Here is a 17,859-nt window from a genome sequence, read left to right as displayed (position 1 = left end):
CTGTAAAAATTATGGTTGTAACATATTATCAGGAAAAATAGTTCCTATCTCTCCATTAGTTTTGATTATCCCTATCCTAACACCATTATAATCGCCAAATATCGTTACACCATCCGCAATATCCTTGTATTCAGGCATATTTGTCACATATTCTCCAGCTTCCCTTATATCTTCCTTAGACCAATTTTCAGGAAACCATGCTTGACCATGCCCACCACCCTTCATTTTTGAAATTTCTCCGTTTTTAGGGTTTCTAGTAAAGTCACCAATGTTTGCATGATCCAAAGATTTTTCACTCACATGTAATTTTGTTTTTACAGTTTCACCCGTACCCTATGTTGTAATCTTAAAATAAAAAGCACTTGTTGTCTTTCATAGACAATCAAGTGCTTTAAGTTCATATGTTTTTAAGTAGTATTAAATTTGTAAGTTTTGTAGTAGTTGTCATGACACCTTTTGTATGTTATGACAACTACTACGTTAAACCTTACGAGTTTGTACGAGTTCGTGAGTTTTATACCCATTCCAGGTATTTATATTTATCAACTAGTCACTATGAGTTGTAATCTCAGAGTCTCTTTTCCCTAAAAATAAAACATCATATCTATTACGCTTCATCAAACAGACATCCCGATTTGTATAATTATTGTCGGATGTAAATAAAAATATTAAATAACTAAATCAATTTGGCAGCTGAATAGTTACCTTATTTTTTTCCTGAAAACACATTAAAAGTCTAGTTTATTTAAATCATTATGTTTTATAAATCGAGCTATTTCCATTTCTAAATCAATTCTATTAATATTTTTATCAAAAATAAATCCCATTTTCCCATTATATTTTTTTAATTTCGTTGGCATATCCCAATACTCCATCTCATTTTCAAACTCATATAATCCAAAAGTAAGGCACATGTTTCTTCCGTTTTTTTCAAAAAAAATAATTATGTTATCTTTATCAAAGTCTTCATTAATAATATTTATTTTAGTGTCATTCATTCTTGCACACCTTCCCAAGTAGTATACTTACTAGATTATCATTTTTAACCATACAATAAATTATTACTTACTCCCAATTCTATATAAATGATAATATTTATCATTTAAACCACAACATGCGTCCATTCCTGGGTTTGCACTCATTGACTTTTCAATCACTTTTTCCCATGAACCATACTTATTAAATGAAAATTCTGCTGTTGGACCATGTGGATTACCATATTTAACCTCATTTTTAGCCATTACACGCTCTAGTCCTTTTGGATCATCTATATAATCATTTAATCGATTCTGATTTCTTTGATTATTTACCGCTCTTGCAATTTCTTCAATTGAATTTCCCTCATTCTTCATTTTATTAACTAGTTCTATAATATTATCATTTTTATCATGATAACTCTGCCTTCTTACAGTTGCCTGAGCCACTTGTTCTGGATTTGTCCAGTCTAGTGCATCAGCAAATCCACCTATACTCTCCGATTTTGGATTTGGAGAAAACCCTTAAACTGCATCTGGATTTTCATGTATATCTTTTGCCGCCTTTGGATTATCTATAGGATTATTCTTATAAGCAAATCTAGTATCACCCGTACCCTTAGCACCATCTTTAGACTTCGCAAACTTATAATAAGCTCCTATCAATTCACCTTGAGGTATTTTGGTTACAATAGTTCCACCAACACTAGAGAATGCATAGGACGCATCCCTCTTAAATGATTGTAACATTTCAAGCGTTGGCTTCAATTCTTTTGCTAGTTTTACTGCATTAGCAATTGTACTTATTCCACTTGATGCTTTTGCTCCTTTTGCGATATGGCCTATTTTTATTTAGTGCCTTATCGCCTAATATTGTGGTAGCTATTTGCCTTGATCCAAGGAGAGATATAATATTTGTTATTCAAATCCATAAAAAGAAATCAACACTTATGAATTGTGATTTCTTTTAACAGATAACTATTTTCCTGTAAGGTTTGTCGCTATATTTGAATATCAATTTACTATCATAATTTTTTGATTCACACGTGAAATTTCTCAAAGAATAAAACCTTTTAGTTTACTAAAAAACCTTGAAAGGCACATAGCCAATCAAGGTTAAATAACTACTCAACATTTACTGAAACAAATGTAGTTTCATCACTTGGAAAATCATCAGGAAATGCATTGCATATTAATTCTTTCGTTATTATTTGATATAAAAATTCTACCATCGTAAGTGAGTAAGTATAATTCTCTGGTGATCTCGATTCGTATACCACAATTTTCCATTCATCAGGTTTTCCATCTGTTAACCAGTGCAATTCATCACCATTATCAGTGTATGCCCATGGAAGTATCCCCCCACTTGAAGGGTAAACATCATGTTTATAATATTGCGGAAAATTTTTCTTAGATTGAATATATGAATCTGTCATTTCCTTCTGCCTACCAAGATAATTTACATTTTCATCGTTTACAAAAGGAGTTAATATCCACAAGAAATTGTCAATACCGCCTGCGCCATAAATTTCCATAAATTTTACATAGTCTGTAGGCAATTCCGTACCAAGAGCGCCGAAAAATTTTCCCCATTGTTCTTTATCCCCAGTTTTTTGTGGGAATTCTGGAGGAGGGAGAATTTTAATTAACTTATCCAAATAAATCGACTCCTATTTTTTATTTATTATTGTAACATCTAAAGAAAAATCATTTGTTCCCCTTGCTTTTAACGTAACACCTTTATGCATTAAATTATTGCTCCCGTAAATCGAAATTGATTGGCTAGTTCTGCTACTAGTACGAATCATGTCCTGTGTAATTGTTGCATTAAACATAGGATTTTTAGGTTGCAAAGAAATATTAGGCACTCTTTCCTTTATACTATCTGTAAACTCATCTATGCTACTTTGAGCAAAAAACTCTGATTTATCAATACCATTAACATTCACTTCTGCTAGAGCAAAGTTCCCAGACTTTTTATATCCACTAGTCAAATTTCCTCTTAGCTCTTTCACTCTATCAATTATATGTGCTTCTGCTACTGAATCTATTTGCCTCGTTGGATACACTTTTCCCGTACCCTTAGCACCATCTTTTGACTTCGCAAACTTATAATAAGCTTCTATCAATTCACCTTGAGGTATTTTGGTTACAATAGTTCCACCAACACTAGAGAATGCATAGGACGCATCCCTCTTAAATGATTGTAACATTTCAAGCATTGGCTTCAATTCTTTTGCTAGTTTTACTGCATTAGCAATTGTACTTACTCCACTTGATGCTTTTGCTCCTTTTGCGATATGACCGATTTTATTTTGTGACTCATCGCCCAATAAAATGTCATCTCGCCTATGCTCGTACTTTGTTTTTATACCCTAGTATTGCACACAGTACTCCATGATGGTACAACTATCATGAGTCTTTGCTTTTTAATAGCCTGCTTCTTTTTCTTTCCACTTCAAAAATAAGTTCTTTATTTCTCATTTGTCTTATATGCCTGTGTATAATTACTTTAACACTGTAAGCTTTGTCATTCTTGTGTGTAAAATATAAGATTAAAAACTTAATTATTTTAAATCTGGTAGTTTTGGCATTTTAATAGTTTAAGAAGTAATAAATGCTATGAATGAACGTAGAACAAAAGGGAAGGTGGTTTCTAATCCGTCAACTGGATTGGCATACTTTGAAACAGAAGTATTGACAAATGGTGAGCTGGATAAAATTACAGCTTGGATGGATGATAGCGATTGGTGGTACGAGTATATTAAAAAATAAACATTTGAAAGGAAAAACATATTAAGGCTTATAAGCTAGCTCTTTTTTTGGGATGATATACTCCATGAGAGTAATGATAATCTGTTTTTCATTTGCTTTTGAAATCGGATTAGTTTTATTAGGAACATTGTAATGATCAAGATTTACAATATCATAGTAGTGTATTGATCTTGAAGCACAGAAAGAATAGTTCTCCTTACCGCTAGGCATTTTTACTGAACCTTCAAATGTACCATTTTAGTCTCCGATTGAAAATAGTCTTTCTCGTCTCTGTAATGCTTCCTCACATAATCTTTTGATATTTAATATACAAACTGAAGCTTCATCACCAAACCCTTCCAATAATTTACTATCCAATAGATTAACACAAGTTGCAATTATATTTTTTATATCATTTTCATCAAAAATTGTATCGTCATAAGGATCTATTCCATATAGAGGCTGAATATCAAAAGAAACCTTGTTTCTAATATAGTATAGATAGTTTTGAAGCTCATCATCGAATTCCACACATTTTGATTTAAAATTAATGCTATCCATATTTTTTCCGATGTAAAAGTCTAAACTCATATTATAATCCTCCTATTTTTTAGGGAACGCAGTTATTACATTTCCATTCTTATCAATAACTACTTTCAAAGTGCTAACAGGCCTTCCATTAGCTTTAATACCAATGGGTTGTCTGAAAGTTTGTTCGAATATATATCCTTCTCTCCCAAAAGTATTTTGCTTAACTAACACACCATTTCCTTTTAATGTACTATCTATTCCGGCCCTTATATCAAAGTCAGAATTAAATTTTGATTTGTTTGCAAAAGCTGGATTATTGGTATTACTTCCATGCCTTTCTAAAATATGATTAGTATATACTCTATTATGTAAGGGATAATTGTCAGCTGCATCGAACACCTTTTTAAGTTGAGATTTTGGTTTTTTACTAGGATTACCTGTATTTTTAGAATTATTTCTTTCTTTATCGAGCTTTTTAGTCTCTTTAACTTTATTAACACGCTCTCTAGAAGATGGAGAAGACTCGAATTTTTGAAGAGTCTCCTTAGCATTTTGAATCGATTTATTCCAAACAAACCCATCAGTTCCTACTTCTGCCACGAAAGTTTAAAAATTAGATTCGCCTATGAGCGAAATACCTTCAAACATTTCTACAGTGGACCCGGTTATTGAATAATATTATCCTGCTTTTTCTAATGTTTCTTGACGTTGAAAAACATACTATGTAACAGCAATTGAAGCCTGTGTGTATGTGAAATACGAGGTACAAAAGAGTATTCGCTTAAATAATAATTTTCAATTTAAATCAACAAAAGAGACCTCAAATGTGAAGTCTCTCTTGTTGATTATTCTCCATATGTAACTCGCTATTCATTTGTTTATTTTAAAACAGATAACATGGTCGATTCAAACATCCATCCTAAAAAAAACTTTTTCTTCTAAAAATTCTTTTCCTGCCGTCATAATCTAGTAGAATAGATTCAATTAATTCTTATTAATTGCGATAAATTCACTAGGAATCTCATCTGCTAACCAAACTTTTTCATTTCCTAAATAAAATTTAACGCCTTCTTCTCTAGCTTTTTCAGTATTAACTTCTAAAATACCAGGATGCTTATCTTTTCTTTTTCCCACTAATTCAGCAGTTACAATATCTTCAGAAAGATGGACATATTGTCTAGACATAGGTGATAGCCCATTTGATTCAATAGAATTTAAAAAGTGAGGAGATGTACCATGATAAAGAAATTTAGGTGGAACGCCTTCTTCCTTTACTATTTTCATGGGAATAGAATGTCCATACAACGCACGAATTTTATTTTCTTTTAGCTCATGCCTTTTTTTCTCAGATTTCTCAATCATTATTTTTAAATCTTCTATCTTCACATCGCTCCATTCAATGGATTGATGAAGTGCGTGTAAAAGCTGCTCAACAGACACCCAGCCATTCTCATCTAACTCCAATTCGTATTCCCACGGAGCATGACGTAAAGCATAAGATACTTCTTTACTTAAATTTGTATAGAATTTTTGTTTATTCAATTTCTTCACTCCGATTGTAATCAATCATTTCTTTCATAGCAACTTCGACCCACTCCCAAAAGTCATCAAATTCTTTTCTTTGTTCAAAACCTTCAGAAGCAAAATCATGAATAAGTTGAACTTTACTTCCTTTTCCAATTTCAAAACACGCAGTATCATCATTATCAACTCTTTTAGCAAAAGGAATCAACTTACGATTAGGATATCTTTTCTTCATACCAGAGTATATGTTAGTAGCCTGTTCTGATTCCATTAAAAACCATATATCAAAGTTAACTAAATCTAATTCAACTAATCTTTCATAAGATTCAGGGTATTTATAAATAGATTCATCCATATAAAAATTTTTCATAGTTACCACCATTTCCTTCCACTTCATTTTTTCTAGGTCATACGATCCCATTGGATTATTATTTCTAAAACTTGCTTTTTGTTTTTGTATTCTTAAATCTAAAGCTTCCCCCCATATCTTAGGCGTACCTTTAGGAGTTGTAAATCTAGCAACCATATCTGTTGGGAGAGGATCGCTATAGTTTCTAATAGTTGCTTGAACTTCTATTCCAACCTCTCTAGCTGCAGCAACCCTTGTATTATCAATAGTCGTAAGCTTACCATCTGGCATTTTAACAACATCGATTGGATCACCTTTCCAGCCATTAGCTTTCATACTAGCAATAAGCTCTTCTGAACCATTTACAGAAGTTTGACTGAATCTAATTTCTGAAGGATTAACATTCTTAACACTACTATTAAGTCCGCTAGTTTTTTCACCAGCATTATCCATCCCCTTAGTAGCATTTTCTTCTTTATTAAGTTTACCATTCTCTTTAACTTTATTAACACGCTCACCAGAAGGTGGAGAAGACTCGAATTTTTGAATAGTATCCTTAGCATTTTGAATCGATTTATTCCAAACAAATCCACCATGCGCAAAAAGACGAGCCCCAGCAGCTGTTGCTGCTATATCTAATGGAATAACAATTGGTGATGCTAACCCACCAGTTCCTACTTCTGCGACGATAGTTAAGAAATTAGATCCGCCTATGAGCGAAATAGCTTCAAACATTTTTACAATGGACCCAGCTATTTAATAATATTACCCTGCTTTTTCTGATATTTTTTGGCATTGAAAAGCATACTATATAACTGCAATTGAAGCCTATGTGCATATTCTGTTAGCTTTAATTCATAAAAATAATTTCTATAAATTTATAGCTTACCTTTCAATTAAAAAAGCACTTATTGCCTCAAATAGACAACCAAGTGCTTTAAATTCATCTGTTTTTAAGTAGCATAAATTTGTAAGTTTTGTAGTAACAGTATGACACCTTTTCTATGTCGGGCCAACTACTACGTTACAACTTACGAGTTTGTACGAGTTCGTTAGTTTCATGCCCATTCCATGTGTTTATATTCATCGCCCAATAAAATGTCATTTCGCCTAAGCTCGTACCTCATTTTCTTATTCTATCATTGCACATAGTACTTCATGATGGTACAACCATCATAGAGTACATACTTTCAAAAACCCTTTCACTTTCTTATCCCACTTAAAGGCCCTCTTTTTCACTCTTGATCATCATAAGCATCTCCAAGTGATTCAAATTCACTCTTTAGCCAATACCAATATTGTCCATTATTCTTAATAAGTTTTTCAAGTAAGTCAGTGAATGAAGTTGCGATAATTTGCGACTCCCCAACTATTCCATGTCGATCAAAAAAACTATCATAACATCTACCTAGTCTTTCTTCACTAAGATCTATTGTTAAATATTCATCCTTACCATCATTGCATATAATATACCAATTTGATGAAATATCTTCTTCACATAACTCTCCTACAATTACGGGATTAGCCAAAATAAACTCCTCTGGGGTAACAATATGAATAGGATATTCCTCATTTTCAAATAAAGTTAGACCACCACAAAGACTATAAAATTCTTTTAAATCACCTGGTAGCATATGCTTATTCTTATCAATTATCGGTAATTCTGTAGGCTCCTGAACTCGACAATTAGGTAATGATTTTACTTTTTTAATCAACTGATTAATATTTTCCATCTAAATTACTCCCTAAAATTATATTGATTAAAGGCCCTATAATACTCTTGTCTAGCTAAACGTGGTACATTCGCAGCATCAAACATTTTTTCCGTCAATTCTTGAATTTCTTTTGGTGAAACAGATTTCCAATCTACTTTACCTCCAACCTTTTTCCCTGTTTTTTCAAAGAGCCATTGTCTATAAACAGCTTTAGTAGCATTGTGTTGCTCTTTAGTTAAAGTTATAGTTGGAGTATTCGCCCCTCTACTAACATAATCGGGGACATTATGTTTAGCCCATACATCCATAACGCCATGATGATTTTCTAGTGGTGAATTGCTTGGCCTATACGGTACTACATCGTATGGTTCTGTAGTCTTACCCGTACCCTTACCTCCACCAGAAGACTGGATTTTTTGAATAGTATCCTTAGCGTTTTGAATCGATTTATCCCAAACAAATCCACCATGTACAAAAAGACTAGCCCCAGTAGCTGTTGCAGCTATATCTAGTGGAATAACAATTGGAGACGCTAACCCACCAGTTCCTACTTCTGCCACGAAAGTTAAGAAATTAGATCCGCCTATAAGCGAAATACCTTCAAACATTTCTACAATGGACCCAGCTATTGATATAACATTTCCAGCCAACCTTCCAGCTAGGTAAGTTGTCTTACTTTCTAATTTATCATTCTCATGCGGTTGTAGTCCAACAAAGTTTTCTAGTGCTGCATCACCAGCACCTTGAAAAAATTCGATAACTCCATGCAAAAATGATTGAGCATAAATGGCTGTTTTTTCATGCCATGATCTATCGTCTTCCTGCTCTTGTAAGTTCAATTGTTGTTCTTGCAAATTAATTTCTTTCAGCTCGTTTTGACGAGCTTGTACTTCCATAATCCCCTGAATAGAACTCACCCAATCCATATTCAACCCTTGTGTACTAAACGTACCACTCACAGGACTAAATCCTTTCCCGCTTTGCACTTCAGCGAGTCCGGCTGTGATGCTAGCTGCTAATTGGAGGGCGGTGCTGTAATTGTTGCTGGACGAATGATTGAATTCATATAAATGCTCTAGTTTTTCTTCCAGTTTTTTTCTCATTGCTCCTAATACCGTTACAATTGCGTCTACTCCAGGCATCGGTGTAAGTACTTCTATTGCTTCTATACTTGCAATCGATTGATTGATTTCCTGTTTTTGTTGTCTTATTTCATGTTCGATCACATCTGTTGAAGCAACTTTTGCTTGGAACTCATTTGGAAATGCTTCGTTTTGGCGAATTAATTCTTCACATAAGCATATGATTCCTTGCGCTAATGGCCGAAATGTTTGGACAAGGTAGGCCTTTGCACTACTGTATGTTTGTCCTTGTAATACTGTATCTATCGCAAATGCATCAATAGATTGAATGGCTTGTTCCATACTTTGAATCGTAGCATTGCATATAGCGTTCATACTTTGAGTTTGACTTTGTACTTCTCCCAAATACATGTTTAAACTCATGTATTGACCTCCCTTTGTAGTTGCTGCTGTTCATAGGAAAGGTCGTTTTCTTTCTCACTGAGATGCCGTTTTTCTTTAAGCAACGTCTCTTTTTCGTACTCTAATTCGAATGTAAGTTTTCTTTCATACTGCCTGATCTCTTGCCGCATATTCGTGAACAGGTGAAATACTTCTTTGTCACCATGCCAAGTTTCTAGTATTCTGCTGAATAAACGATTACTTCGATTTTTCCATTCATAGAAACTAGCCTCAGCTTGTTCTTGATTTTGCAGTGCAATTCGGTTTTCATTTTGTTCTTCAAATATACTTCGTAATTTTTGATTACATTGACTTATTCTCGTTTCAAGTTCTTGACTCTTCTTTTCTCCCTACCTTTTCCCCTTTACGTAGGCCGTTACATTATTGAAAAGTCTTTTGAAGTCCGGTATCCATTTTCTCAAATTCATTTGCTACGGAATGGATATTATCAATCGTTTGTTGAAAAGCAGCGCAAAATTGTGTCGTGATCTGTAAATTTTGTTGATTTGCTTCTTGTGCTTTGAAGTTCACAGATAGTGTTGTACGCGTTGCCTTATTTATAGAGCGACTAGTAGCACTTTGCATTCGATCTGAAGCATTTCTCATTTTCGTTGCAAGTTGCGTTGCCGTATGCAACTTACTCTGAAATTCTCCCATCACTTACTCCTCTCTACCATTTATTTACAAGGGAATTATACCACCGAAAAATATTCTAATAAACCGAATGTTCGAATTTAACACATAATTAATCACCGTTACTAAAGGTAAGAATAACACTTATCTTTCAACATAACTGTGTCGGAAGTAGGTTCTACTTATACAAAAAAGATGACCTCAGCTATACGCTAAAGTCATCTTTTTCTACCTTATTATTTCACTAACTCTCCATTATAAGCTTTTATATCAAGCGGAGCAGTTAAAAATTGTGTTGCTTTACTAACGAAAGATGTGAAGTGTTCACTCGTATTATGACTCGCAACTGCCTCTTCATCTTTCCATACTTCTACCATCGTATATACATTTTCTTTTTCGGTATCTTTATATAAGTCGTAAGATACATTTCCACTTTCTTCTCTTGAACTATGAATAAGCGGACGAATTTCTTCTAAAAATGCTTGTTGTTTTGCTGGATCTACTTGAAATATTGCGTGAATAATAATCATGGTGTTTCCCCTCTCATATTCCACTTATTTCTTTTAAAATTACTTCCACTCAGCAACTTTTTCAACTGGAAGACGTACTGATTGGTAACCACTGTCAGCAGCTTTTCCGATTGAAATTAACATTACTGGTACGTGACGTTCTTTATCTAATCCGAAAGCTTCTGCGATTTGGTCTTTTTCAAATCCGCCAATTGGACAAGTGTCATAACCGTGAGCACGAGCTGCTAGCATAAATTGCATTGCTACAAGACCACCGTCAATTAGTACTGTATCTTTCATTACTTCTGGTGTAACCATTGAAAAGTAACCAGAAAGTTTTTTCATTTGATCTTCTTTTACTTCTGCTGGCATTAAACCGCGCTCTACTGCTGTACCGTAAATTTCTTCTGCGTTATCAAAGTTGTTTAAGTCACCAAACACAGCGATCATTGCTGAAGATGTTTCTACTTGAGATTGATTGAATTTCGCAAGTGGCGCAAGTGTTGCTTTGGCTTCGTCACTTTCAATTACTAAGAATCTCCATGGTTGCATGTTTACTGAAGATGGTGCAAGTGTTGCTTCTGTAAGAATTTCTGTCATTTCTTCTTTGCTAATTTTTACTGTTGGGTCGTACTTACGAATTGAACGACGTCCTGTTAAAATTTCGTTAAAATCATTTGTTTTTACTGAGTTAGTCATAGTTGTATTCTCCCTTTTTTATAATTCTTTTATATTTTCTTGAATGTGATTTAACATATTTAAAAGATTATCGCGTTCTTCCTCACTTAATCCTTTAAATGCAGATGCTGCAAAACGTTCTTTTTCCTCTTGAAACGCTTGAATTTTATTTCGTCCCTCTTCTGTAAGAGAAACTAACGTAATTCTGTTATCATCTGGATTTTTTCGTCTTACAATCATTCCGTTTGCTTCTAGCTGTTTTAAATGCCTTGTAATCGCCGCATTATCAATATTCACTTCTTGTTGAAGTGCTTTTTGACTAATTTCACCTACTTCATATAACTGAAGTATAAGCTCTAATCGAGACTGGCTCATACCCGTACACCCTTCAAACTTCGAACTTACTTCTTTATTTAGAAAGTGTAATTTATATAAAATAATCGCTTCTTTTGAGCATGAACTTGTCAAATTAACCCTCCTTCACAATCAAAATAAAAACATTTGATGTATCAATAGTTGATATGTCAATTAATATAATCTATATCGATTTAGAATGCAAGCATTTTGTTTTCATTTATATTTTTCCAAATTAAGGCGCTTTGTCGCGTTACAAAAAATGTTAATTGCACTATAATAGTACTAATTTAAATGACTGGAGAGTGATTGTAATGCGGCAATACACAAATAGAAATGAGGAAATAAAAATGGAAAATGAAATGAGGATATTCACATATGACAACAATAAATATAGGGATTGTCGCGCACGTAGACGCTGGCAAGACGAGTTTGACTGAGCGTATTCTTTATGAAACGAATGTGATTAAAGAAATTGGCCGAGTAGATAGTGGCAATACGCAAACTGACTCAATGGAATTAGAAAGACAGCGCGGAATTACGATTAAAGCATCTGTCGTTGCTTTTTTTATTGATGATATAAAAGTAAATGTCATTGATACACCTGGACACGCTGATTTTATCGCTGAAGTGGAGCGATCATTCCGCGTTTTAGACGGTGCAATTTTAGTTATTTCTGCCGTTGAAGGTGTGCAAGCACAAACAAAAATTTTAATGCGAACATTACAGAAACTAAATATCCCAACAATATTATTCGTAAATAAAATTGATCGTAGCGGTGCAAATACTGAAAAAGTTATGAAACAAATAAAAGAAATTCTTTCAAATGAAGCATTCCCTTTCTACTCTGCCCTATACGAAGGAACGAAAGAAGCCCGGATCATTGAGTACAAATCATATGACGATTGTATGGAACTGTTAGCACCATATAATGAATCATTACTTGAGTCATACGTAAATAACGAAATTGTACCGGACACTCTATTAAAAGAAGAACTCATTAAACAAATAGCGCAAGCAAATGTGTATCCAGTCTTTTTCGGTTCAGCAATGACAGGCATGGGCGTAACTGAACTGCTCGAAAATATTTCAGCCTTACTTCCAGCTAATTCTTCATCTCAAGATGAAAAATTGTCCGGTGTAGTTTTTAAAATTGACCGTGAATATTCTGGAGAAAAGATTGCTTATGTAAGAGTTTTTTCAGGTAGCTTACAAGTTAGAAAATATGTGGATATACAGCGCAATGAATCTCTACCACATAAGGAAAAGATTAAAAAAATGTGCATATTTCATAATGGAGATGCTTTACAAACTTCTACCGTTCCAAGCGGTGAATTTTGTAAAGTGTGGGGACTAAGTGATATAAAAATTGGTGATATTATCGGTGAACGAACTGATTATATAAAGGATATTCACTTTGCCGAACCACAAATGGAAGCTACTATTGATACGGTGCCTACGGAACGAATTCATGATTTGTACGCTGCTCTTATGGAACTATGTGAAGAAGATCCACTCATTAAAGTGTGGAAAGACAATGTTCATAATGAACTATACATTCGCCTTTTCGGTGAGGTGCAAAAAGAAGTCATTGAAACAACACTATATGAGAAATATAATTTGCAGGTTACTTTTTCAAATACGCGAGTTGTATGCATTGAGAAACCAATTGGCGTAGGTAATAGCGTTGAAGTAATGGGCGAAAAAGCGAATCCATTTTACGCAACAATTGGCTTTAAAATCGAACGTGGTGAACTTAATTCTGGCATAACATATAAATTAGGTGTTGAGCTCGGCTCACTACCTTTAGCATTTCATAAAGCGATTGAAGATACAGTATTTCAAACGTTAAAACAAGGTTTATACGGATGGGAAGTTACGGACATTTCTGTCACGTTAACACATACAGGTTATGCTAGTCCTGTTACAACAGCGAGTGACTTTAGAAATTTAACACCGATCGTATTAATGGATGCTTTAAAGCAAGCTGAAACATATGTATATGAACCAGTAAATGAGTTTGAATTAACTATACCGGAGCACGCAATTAGTACTGCAATGTATAAGCTCGCTGCCGTTCCAGCAACTTTTGCAGAGCCTATATTATATAATGATTCTTACCAATTAACAGGAGCGTTACCTGTTGCAAAAACAGAGAATTTTAAAAGAATGCTCCATTCCTTTACAGAAGGAGAAGGTATATTTACAACGAAGCCAGCTGGTTTCACAAAGCTGAAACCTCCCTTCCCTACTCGAAAACGTGTTGATTATAATCCATTGAATCGGAAGGATTATTTGCTTCATGTGTTGAAGGCTTATTAAAGTCAAAGAGGTGCAATTCGCACCTCTTTTTGCATGTATTGATAAGTTAGTTTTCCCTAACAACTTCTTTAAGTTTCTCTATTATTTTCGCTATCGCTTCAATTGAATTCTCTGTTTCAAATTCCCCAACATTTACAGAATGGTTTGCATTTTTGACAACTTCTATCTGTAAATTCGTTTTATGTAACTGATCCATTTGACCTGCATTATATTGGTGATCTTTCTCTCCAATTACTAAAAGCCCTTCATGATTACTATGTAAGATAGAACCAAAAATCGTATCAAACGTCAGTAAAGGTGTAAGTAGTATCATTTTTGACTGTAAAAACTCTTCTCTCTTCATTAAATCATTCGCAATTGGAATTGTTCCGAGTGATTTCCCTAAAAACATCGATTTGCTGTATTGCTCACCTTTTAATACTGCCTTCATTATAGGATTAATATCATCCATCATTATTTTCGTTACTTCTTCCATTGGTTGATTCATTAATTGTCCATCATAAGAATAATGAATATGTACAACATCAATTTTATGTTCAAGCATTAACATCGTTGCATAATAAAATAATGGTTTATCATAATTGTAGCCTGAACCTGAGAACATAAAGCAAACCGTACTGGAACCTTTTTCGATATGTGTGTAATGAGTTACTTTGTCATTTATATGAATCTCTTTTTTAGTCCCCTTCACCCTTTTCCCCTCCGAATACATTTACTTTTTTAAAACGATATGTTCTGTATGAACTGCTATATCCTTTACTTTCTCTTTTATAAACGCGGGCTGTAAATTATATGCATCTAACTCTTCTACTGGCACCCACTTAAACAAATACGTTCTACCCTCTTCTTCCAAAATATATTGATTCGCTCCACTTGCAGGTAACTCATGTAGCTCTACTTCATAATAGAAACTAATTTCATGAAACTTTCGCTCAGAAAGTGTAAAGAAATTTTCTACTGACCATATTAATCTCTTTCCTTTCATAGGAACACCTAATTCTTCTGCAAGCTCTCGTTTTAACGCGTCTTCACTATTTTCTAGCATTTTCACTCGTCCACCTGGTACATACCAAAAATCTTCACCGTTACCTTGCAATATAAGGATTTTATTACCTTGTTTACAAATTGCTCCGACTCGGTAATTAAAACATGTTTCCTCAACTTTAAACGTAAGATCCACACCCATTCCCCCTTACATATTTTTTAAATATCGAACCATTACAAAACTAATATGTATGTGCTGTACAAATAAGATTACTAAATTTCTCTAGTTCGTTCAATAATTTTCGAACTTTCCAAAAACAATACACATCATTTGTCATCACAAGTATAAATACATATGTCACAATTACTGCGCACACTTTGGAAGCATTATGGGGGACGAATGCATCTCTATCAATATACAAAACTGAAAAATCAAATGATTTTCAAGAAATCATTGTAAAAGATAAAGTGAAACATCAATAAGTGGAGTTTTTATCTTTTTCCTGTTGTTTTTCAATATAGTTAAGACATTATTAAAAAGACGCAAGGTCAACTTATGTGCTAATTAATTCTTTTTCTAGAAAAAGCGTCTTTTATTGCACTTGTTACTACATTTAGGAATAATAAAATAGCCATAACTGCCGTTAGTACATTAAATTGCTTTGTTTTATAAGGAGCGAACCATTCCGTAAAGAACTCTGAATTAACGAGACGATCCCCAACTCCTCCTTCCTTGAAGTTCGGTATCCACGAATTCATATCAAGGATGATAAAAATTAGTTGCATAACGAAAAATGCTCCAATAGTTTTCAGCCAATTTCGTATTCGACTAGGACACTCTTTTTTTGATGTCATTTAAACCATCCTCCTTTTAGAACTTGCTATTAAAGAGCCTTGTTCTGATAGATACGAATAGATAATATCCATGAAACCCCATAGCACCCCACTGCTATGACAGCAAATAAAAGAAATAATTTCAAATCTGAAATCTCTTTTAAAAAGGTCAGTACGCCATTAGCATATTTATTTAATAAATATGGAGTATTTCGCATTAAATATATAACTCCAATAGATAAAAATATAAAAACTGGTACAAGTGTTTTCACTTTAAATGCAACAAAAAATGGGATGTAAAATGCTGTTATCAGCATGACTGCCAAGAAACCTAGTATGTAACTTTCTAAGGAAAGTTGAAATTCCATGCTGTCTAAAATAAAATATTTTCCAACTAAACAAAATGGGATGATTACTATTGTAAAAAGTAAGGTTCCAACGTATTTTGAACTTATAATTTCCTTCCTAGTATACGGTAATGAGTTTACTAAAATATTAGCATTATCTTTATCATCAGATTGATATGTGTTAATTACAAAAACGGCACTACAAATGATTATGACATATGCTACATCCATGCCGGCCCACAAATAGGTAACTAGAAATAAGAGATAAGCAGGCAAGAAAGTTTTTTGTAAAATCAAATCCTTTTTAATTAAGTTAAGCATCTTGAATCCCCCTTTTTCATGAAATACATAATATCCTCTAAACTTGGTTTTTCAATCACCACATCCTTATCAAATAAGTTTTCGATAGAATGTGCATTTTCAATCAATCCCTCGAAACCTGTATTTGCCTTACGTACAGAAATAAATTCACGCTCAGTATCAAACTTTAACAAATCTAGTGGTCCTTTGACTAAAACATAATCCTCTGCAATGGCATAAATATCTTTTGTGAAAATATGCTTTCCATTTTGAATAAATGTAATATAATCGGCAATGCGGTCTAAATCCGTTGTAATATGTGATGAGAAAAAGATAGTTTTCTCTCCATCCTGCATAATATTTTGTAGAACATCCAATAATTCTCTTCTGAATACAGGATCAAGTCCAGATGTAGGTTCATCCATAATAATTAGTTCAGCATGATGTGAAAGGGCAATTGCGAGAGAGGCTTTCATTTTCATTCCTTTGGAGAATGTTTTCATTTTTTTATTTAATGGTAATTCGAACAGATCTTTATAATATGTAAATTGGTTAAAATCCCATTTTTTATAAGCAGGCGCAATAATTTTAGTAATTTCCTTTAATGTGAGTTCATCATAAAACACATTATCGTCATAAACGAAGCCAATTCTTTCTTTAATTCGTTTCGCATCAGTCGAATAGTTCATGCCAAATAAGGAGACGTTTCCACTATCCGGGTTTATTAGATTCATAATCATTTTAATCGTTGTAGATTTACCTGATCCATTTCCTCCAATAAAACCCGTAACAAATCCTTTTTTTACTTCCATCGAAAAATTGTTTATTTGAAACCCTTTAAAAGATTTACTGACATTTTGAAGTTCTATTACGTTTTCCAAGAGTTTTCCTCCTCGTATAAAATTGTAAGCATTTCTTTTAGCTCATTTAAAGAAACATCCATTTGCTTAGCATTTTGAATCGCTTCACATAACTTTTCTTCAACTGTTTTTAATTTTTCTTCTTTCATAGTTTCAATGTTTTGTTCTGCTACAAAGGACCCTCTTCCGACAATCGAATTAATAAAACCATCTTTTTCCAGTTCTTCATATGCTCTTTTCGTTGTAATAATACTTACTCTTAAATCTTTTGCTAACTGACGCATTGAAGGAAGAGCATCTCCTTGCTTTAAATCACCTAGTAAAATAAGTTTTTTTATTTGGAGTCCAATTTGTTCGTAAATGGGTTCCTTTGAAGTGTTCTTAATAATGATTTGCATGCAAATACCTCTTTTGAAAAATATTGTATATATACTTTATATACAATATATACTATCGCACATTTCAAATCAACAGAAAATTTCCAAAATATAGTCACAAACACAATCTAATAATGTAATTAATACAACTTATTTATACGGGCCTCCCTTGTATTAGCCGGATTTTGAGGTGGAGGTCTTGCTACTAGCTAATACACGATAAAGACTTCGTTGTGTTTTACAGAAAAATTGGCACAACTGATAGTGTGAAAGAGAAAGAGTTTGAAATAG

General features: G+C 33.5%; 23 protein-coding genes and 4 pseudogenes. 2 read left to right on the top strand and 25 right to left on the bottom strand.

Annotated elements, in window-relative coordinates; all coding sequences use genetic code 11:
* Positions 1–9: 9 nt before the first annotated feature.
* The 7 genes and pseudogenes from ACUN28_RS14510 to ACUN28_RS14480 form a co-directional block, all read right to left on the bottom strand.
* A complete protein-coding gene (locus ACUN28_RS14510) occupies positions 10–285 on the bottom strand; it encodes an EndoU domain-containing protein (RefSeq protein ID WP_016087345.1) in 276 nt (91 codons plus the stop codon).
* A gap of 443 nt (positions 286–728) precedes the next feature.
* Entirely contained in the window at positions 729–998 is a 270-nt protein-coding gene (locus ACUN28_RS14505) for a hypothetical protein (protein ID WP_016087344.1), read from the bottom strand.
* A 63-nt stretch (positions 999–1,061) separates the two neighbouring features.
* Positions 1,062–1,352, bottom strand: coding sequence for a hypothetical protein (locus tag ACUN28_RS14500; protein ID WP_431154208.1), 291 nt, complete (start codon positions 1,350–1,352; stop codon positions 1,062–1,064).
* Positions 1,335–1,884, bottom strand: a pseudogene (locus tag ACUN28_RS14495) (T7SS effector LXG polymorphic toxin); the annotation flags it as partial. The gene ACUN28_RS14500 and the pseudogene ACUN28_RS14495, both read right to left, overlap by 18 nt.
* Positions 1,885–2,098: 214 nt before the next feature.
* Positions 2,099–2,632, bottom strand: coding sequence for an SMI1/KNR4 family protein (locus ACUN28_RS14490; protein ID WP_016087341.1), 534 nt, complete (start codon positions 2,630–2,632; stop codon positions 2,099–2,101).
* Between the two features lie 12 nt (positions 2,633–2,644).
* Complete coding sequence (locus tag ACUN28_RS14485) at positions 2,645–2,989, bottom strand: deaminase domain-containing protein (RefSeq protein WP_223267306.1); 345 nt, start codon at positions 2,987–2,989, stop codon at positions 2,645–2,647.
* Between the two features lie 50 nt (positions 2,990–3,039).
* Positions 3,040–3,310 (bottom strand): annotated as a pseudogene (locus ACUN28_RS14480) (T7SS effector LXG polymorphic toxin); the annotation flags it as partial.
* A gap of 232 nt (positions 3,311–3,542) precedes the next feature.
* Between ACUN28_RS14480 and ACUN28_RS14475 the strand changes: the two are divergent.
* Positions 3,543–3,749, top strand: a pseudogene (locus ACUN28_RS14475) (N-acetylmuramoyl-L-alanine amidase C-terminal domain-containing protein); the annotation flags it as partial.
* A 237-nt stretch (positions 3,750–3,986) separates the two neighbouring features.
* On the opposite strand, the gene ACUN28_RS14470 reads toward ACUN28_RS14475, so the two are convergent.
* From ACUN28_RS14470 to ACUN28_RS14415, 12 genes and pseudogenes are all read right to left on the bottom strand, one after another.
* Positions 3,987–4,319: a hypothetical protein gene (locus tag ACUN28_RS14470; RefSeq protein ID WP_016087338.1), complete on the bottom strand. Its 333-nt coding sequence runs from the start codon at positions 4,317–4,319 to the stop codon at positions 3,987–3,989.
* Between the two features lie 12 nt (positions 4,320–4,331).
* Complete coding sequence (locus ACUN28_RS14465; protein WP_016087337.1) at positions 4,332–4,859, bottom strand: hypothetical protein; 528 nt, start codon at positions 4,857–4,859, stop codon at positions 4,332–4,334.
* 384 nt (positions 4,860–5,243) lie between these two features.
* Positions 5,244–5,801, bottom strand: coding sequence for an RNA 2'-phosphotransferase (locus ACUN28_RS14460; RefSeq protein WP_016087336.1), 558 nt, complete (start codon positions 5,799–5,801; stop codon positions 5,244–5,246).
* Complete coding sequence (locus tag ACUN28_RS14455; protein WP_033660162.1) at positions 5,794–6,153, bottom strand: hypothetical protein; 360 nt, start codon at positions 6,151–6,153, stop codon at positions 5,794–5,796. The genes ACUN28_RS14460 and ACUN28_RS14455 overlap by 8 nt, the downstream gene beginning before the upstream one ends.
* A gap of 21 nt (positions 6,154–6,174) precedes the next feature.
* Positions 6,175–6,885 (bottom strand): annotated as a pseudogene (locus ACUN28_RS14450) (hypothetical protein); the annotation flags it as partial.
* A gap of 482 nt (positions 6,886–7,367) precedes the next feature.
* The gene (locus ACUN28_RS14445; protein WP_000427919.1) at positions 7,368–7,865 is read right to left on the bottom strand and encodes an SMI1/KNR4 family protein; all 498 of its coding nucleotides are present in this window, start codon (positions 7,863–7,865) and stop codon (positions 7,368–7,370) included.
* A 5-nt stretch (positions 7,866–7,870) separates the two neighbouring features.
* On the bottom strand, positions 7,871–9,352 hold the full coding sequence (locus ACUN28_RS14440; RefSeq protein WP_016087334.1) for a T7SS effector LXG polymorphic toxin: 1,482 nt from the start codon (positions 9,350–9,352) through the stop codon (positions 7,871–7,873).
* The gene (locus ACUN28_RS14435) at positions 9,349–9,687 is read right to left on the bottom strand and encodes a DUF3958 family protein (RefSeq protein WP_033660085.1); all 339 of its coding nucleotides are present in this window, start codon (positions 9,685–9,687) and stop codon (positions 9,349–9,351) included. The genes ACUN28_RS14440 and ACUN28_RS14435 overlap by 4 nt, the downstream gene beginning before the upstream one ends.
* Before the next feature lie 64 nt (positions 9,688–9,751).
* Positions 9,752–10,027 carry a TIGR04197 family type VII secretion effector gene (locus ACUN28_RS14430; protein ID WP_016087333.1) on the bottom strand — a complete coding sequence of 92 codons (276 nt, stop codon included), beginning with the start codon at positions 10,025–10,027 and terminating at the stop codon, positions 9,752–9,754.
* 212 nt (positions 10,028–10,239) lie between these two features.
* Complete coding sequence (locus ACUN28_RS14425; RefSeq protein ID WP_016087332.1) at positions 10,240–10,533, bottom strand: putative quinol monooxygenase; 294 nt, start codon at positions 10,531–10,533, stop codon at positions 10,240–10,242.
* A 39-nt stretch (positions 10,534–10,572) separates the two neighbouring features.
* Positions 10,573–11,211, bottom strand: coding sequence for a nitroreductase family protein (locus ACUN28_RS14420; protein ID WP_000185396.1), 639 nt, complete (start codon positions 11,209–11,211; stop codon positions 10,573–10,575).
* 18 nt (positions 11,212–11,229) lie between these two features.
* Positions 11,230–11,658, bottom strand: coding sequence for a MarR family winged helix-turn-helix transcriptional regulator (locus tag ACUN28_RS14415; RefSeq protein WP_000204180.1), 429 nt, complete (start codon positions 11,656–11,658; stop codon positions 11,230–11,232).
* A gap of 264 nt (positions 11,659–11,922) precedes the next feature.
* Here ACUN28_RS14415 and ACUN28_RS14410 point away from each other — a divergent pair, with 264 nt between their 5' ends.
* The gene (locus ACUN28_RS14410; RefSeq protein WP_016136730.1) at positions 11,923–13,866 is read left to right on the top strand and encodes an elongation factor G; all 1,944 of its coding nucleotides are present in this window, start codon (positions 11,923–11,925) and stop codon (positions 13,864–13,866) included.
* 46 nt (positions 13,867–13,912) lie between these two features.
* Here the strand turns inward: ACUN28_RS14410 and ACUN28_RS14405 are convergent, their stop codons facing one another.
* The 6 genes from ACUN28_RS14405 to ACUN28_RS14380 form a co-directional block, all read right to left on the bottom strand.
* Positions 13,913–14,578 carry an alpha/beta hydrolase gene (locus ACUN28_RS14405; protein ID WP_116329450.1) on the bottom strand — a complete coding sequence of 222 codons (666 nt, stop codon included), beginning with the start codon at positions 14,576–14,578 and terminating at the stop codon, positions 13,913–13,915.
* On the bottom strand, positions 14,579–15,046 hold the full coding sequence (locus ACUN28_RS14400; RefSeq protein WP_016136732.1) for an NUDIX hydrolase: 468 nt from the start codon (positions 15,044–15,046) through the stop codon (positions 14,579–14,581).
* A gap of 365 nt (positions 15,047–15,411) precedes the next feature.
* Positions 15,412–15,705, bottom strand: coding sequence for a YfzA family protein (locus ACUN28_RS14395; protein WP_016136733.1), 294 nt, complete (start codon positions 15,703–15,705; stop codon positions 15,412–15,414).
* A gap of 29 nt (positions 15,706–15,734) precedes the next feature.
* Positions 15,735–16,352, bottom strand: a complete 618-nt coding sequence (locus tag ACUN28_RS14390) for an ABC-2 transporter permease (RefSeq protein WP_006927587.1) — start codon at positions 16,350–16,352, stop codon at positions 15,735–15,737.
* Entirely contained in the window at positions 16,340–17,212 is an 873-nt protein-coding gene (locus ACUN28_RS14385) for an ABC transporter ATP-binding protein (RefSeq protein WP_000432458.1), read from the bottom strand. The genes ACUN28_RS14390 and ACUN28_RS14385 overlap by 13 nt, the downstream gene beginning before the upstream one ends.
* Positions 17,200–17,589, bottom strand: coding sequence for a GntR family transcriptional regulator (locus ACUN28_RS14380; RefSeq protein ID WP_001165710.1), 390 nt, complete (start codon positions 17,587–17,589; stop codon positions 17,200–17,202). Before ACUN28_RS14380 ends, ACUN28_RS14385 begins: the two co-directional genes overlap by 13 nt.
* Positions 17,590–17,859 lie beyond the last annotated feature (270 nt).

Source organism: Bacillus sp. WC2507 (assembly GCF_052656125.1).
This window is presented reverse-complemented; position numbering and strand designations above follow the sequence as displayed.

Excerpts from the sequence above, each read along its gene's own strand:
- ACUN28_RS14445 (WP_000427919.1), bottom strand. The coding sequence starts at position 7,865 with ATGGAAAATATTAATCAGTTGATTAAAAAAGTAAAATCATTACCTAAT.
- ACUN28_RS14455 (WP_033660162.1), bottom strand. The coding sequence starts at position 6,153 with ATGAAAAATTTTTATATGGATGAATCTATTTATAAATACCCTGAATCT.
- ACUN28_RS14440 (WP_016087334.1), bottom strand. The coding sequence starts at position 9,352 with ATGAGTTTAAACATGTATTTGGGAGAAGTACAAAGTCAAACTCAAAGT.
- ACUN28_RS14405 (WP_116329450.1), bottom strand. The coding sequence starts at position 14,578 with ATGTATTCGGAGGGGAAAAGGGTGAAGGGGACTAAAAAAGAGATTCAT.
- ACUN28_RS14500 (WP_431154208.1), bottom strand. The coding sequence starts at position 1,352 with ATGAAGAATGAGGGAAATTCAATTGAAGAAATTGCAAGAGCGGTAAAT.
- ACUN28_RS14380 (WP_001165710.1), bottom strand. The coding sequence starts at position 17,589 with ATGCAAATCATTATTAAGAACACTTCAAAGGAACCCATTTACGAACAA.
- ACUN28_RS14395 (WP_016136733.1), bottom strand. The coding sequence starts at position 15,705 with ATGACATCAAAAAAAGAGTGTCCTAGTCGAATACGAAATTGGCTGAAA.
- ACUN28_RS14410 (WP_016136730.1), top strand. The coding sequence starts at position 11,923 with ATGACAACAATAAATATAGGGATTGTCGCGCACGTAGACGCTGGCAAG.
- ACUN28_RS14390 (WP_006927587.1), bottom strand. The coding sequence starts at position 16,352 with ATGCTTAACTTAATTAAAAAGGATTTGATTTTACAAAAAACTTTCTTG.
- ACUN28_RS14430 (WP_016087333.1), bottom strand. The coding sequence starts at position 10,027 with ATGGGAGAATTTCAGAGTAAGTTGCATACGGCAACGCAACTTGCAACG.
- ACUN28_RS14420 (WP_000185396.1), bottom strand. The coding sequence starts at position 11,211 with ATGACTAACTCAGTAAAAACAAATGATTTTAACGAAATTTTAACAGGA.
- ACUN28_RS14470 (WP_016087338.1), bottom strand. The coding sequence starts at position 4,319 with ATGAGTTTAGACTTTTACATCGGAAAAAATATGGATAGCATTAATTTT.
- ACUN28_RS14425 (WP_016087332.1), bottom strand. The coding sequence starts at position 10,533 with ATGATTATTATTCACGCAATATTTCAAGTAGATCCAGCAAAACAACAA.
- ACUN28_RS14505 (WP_016087344.1), bottom strand. The coding sequence starts at position 998 with ATGAATGACACTAAAATAAATATTATTAATGAAGACTTTGATAAAGAT.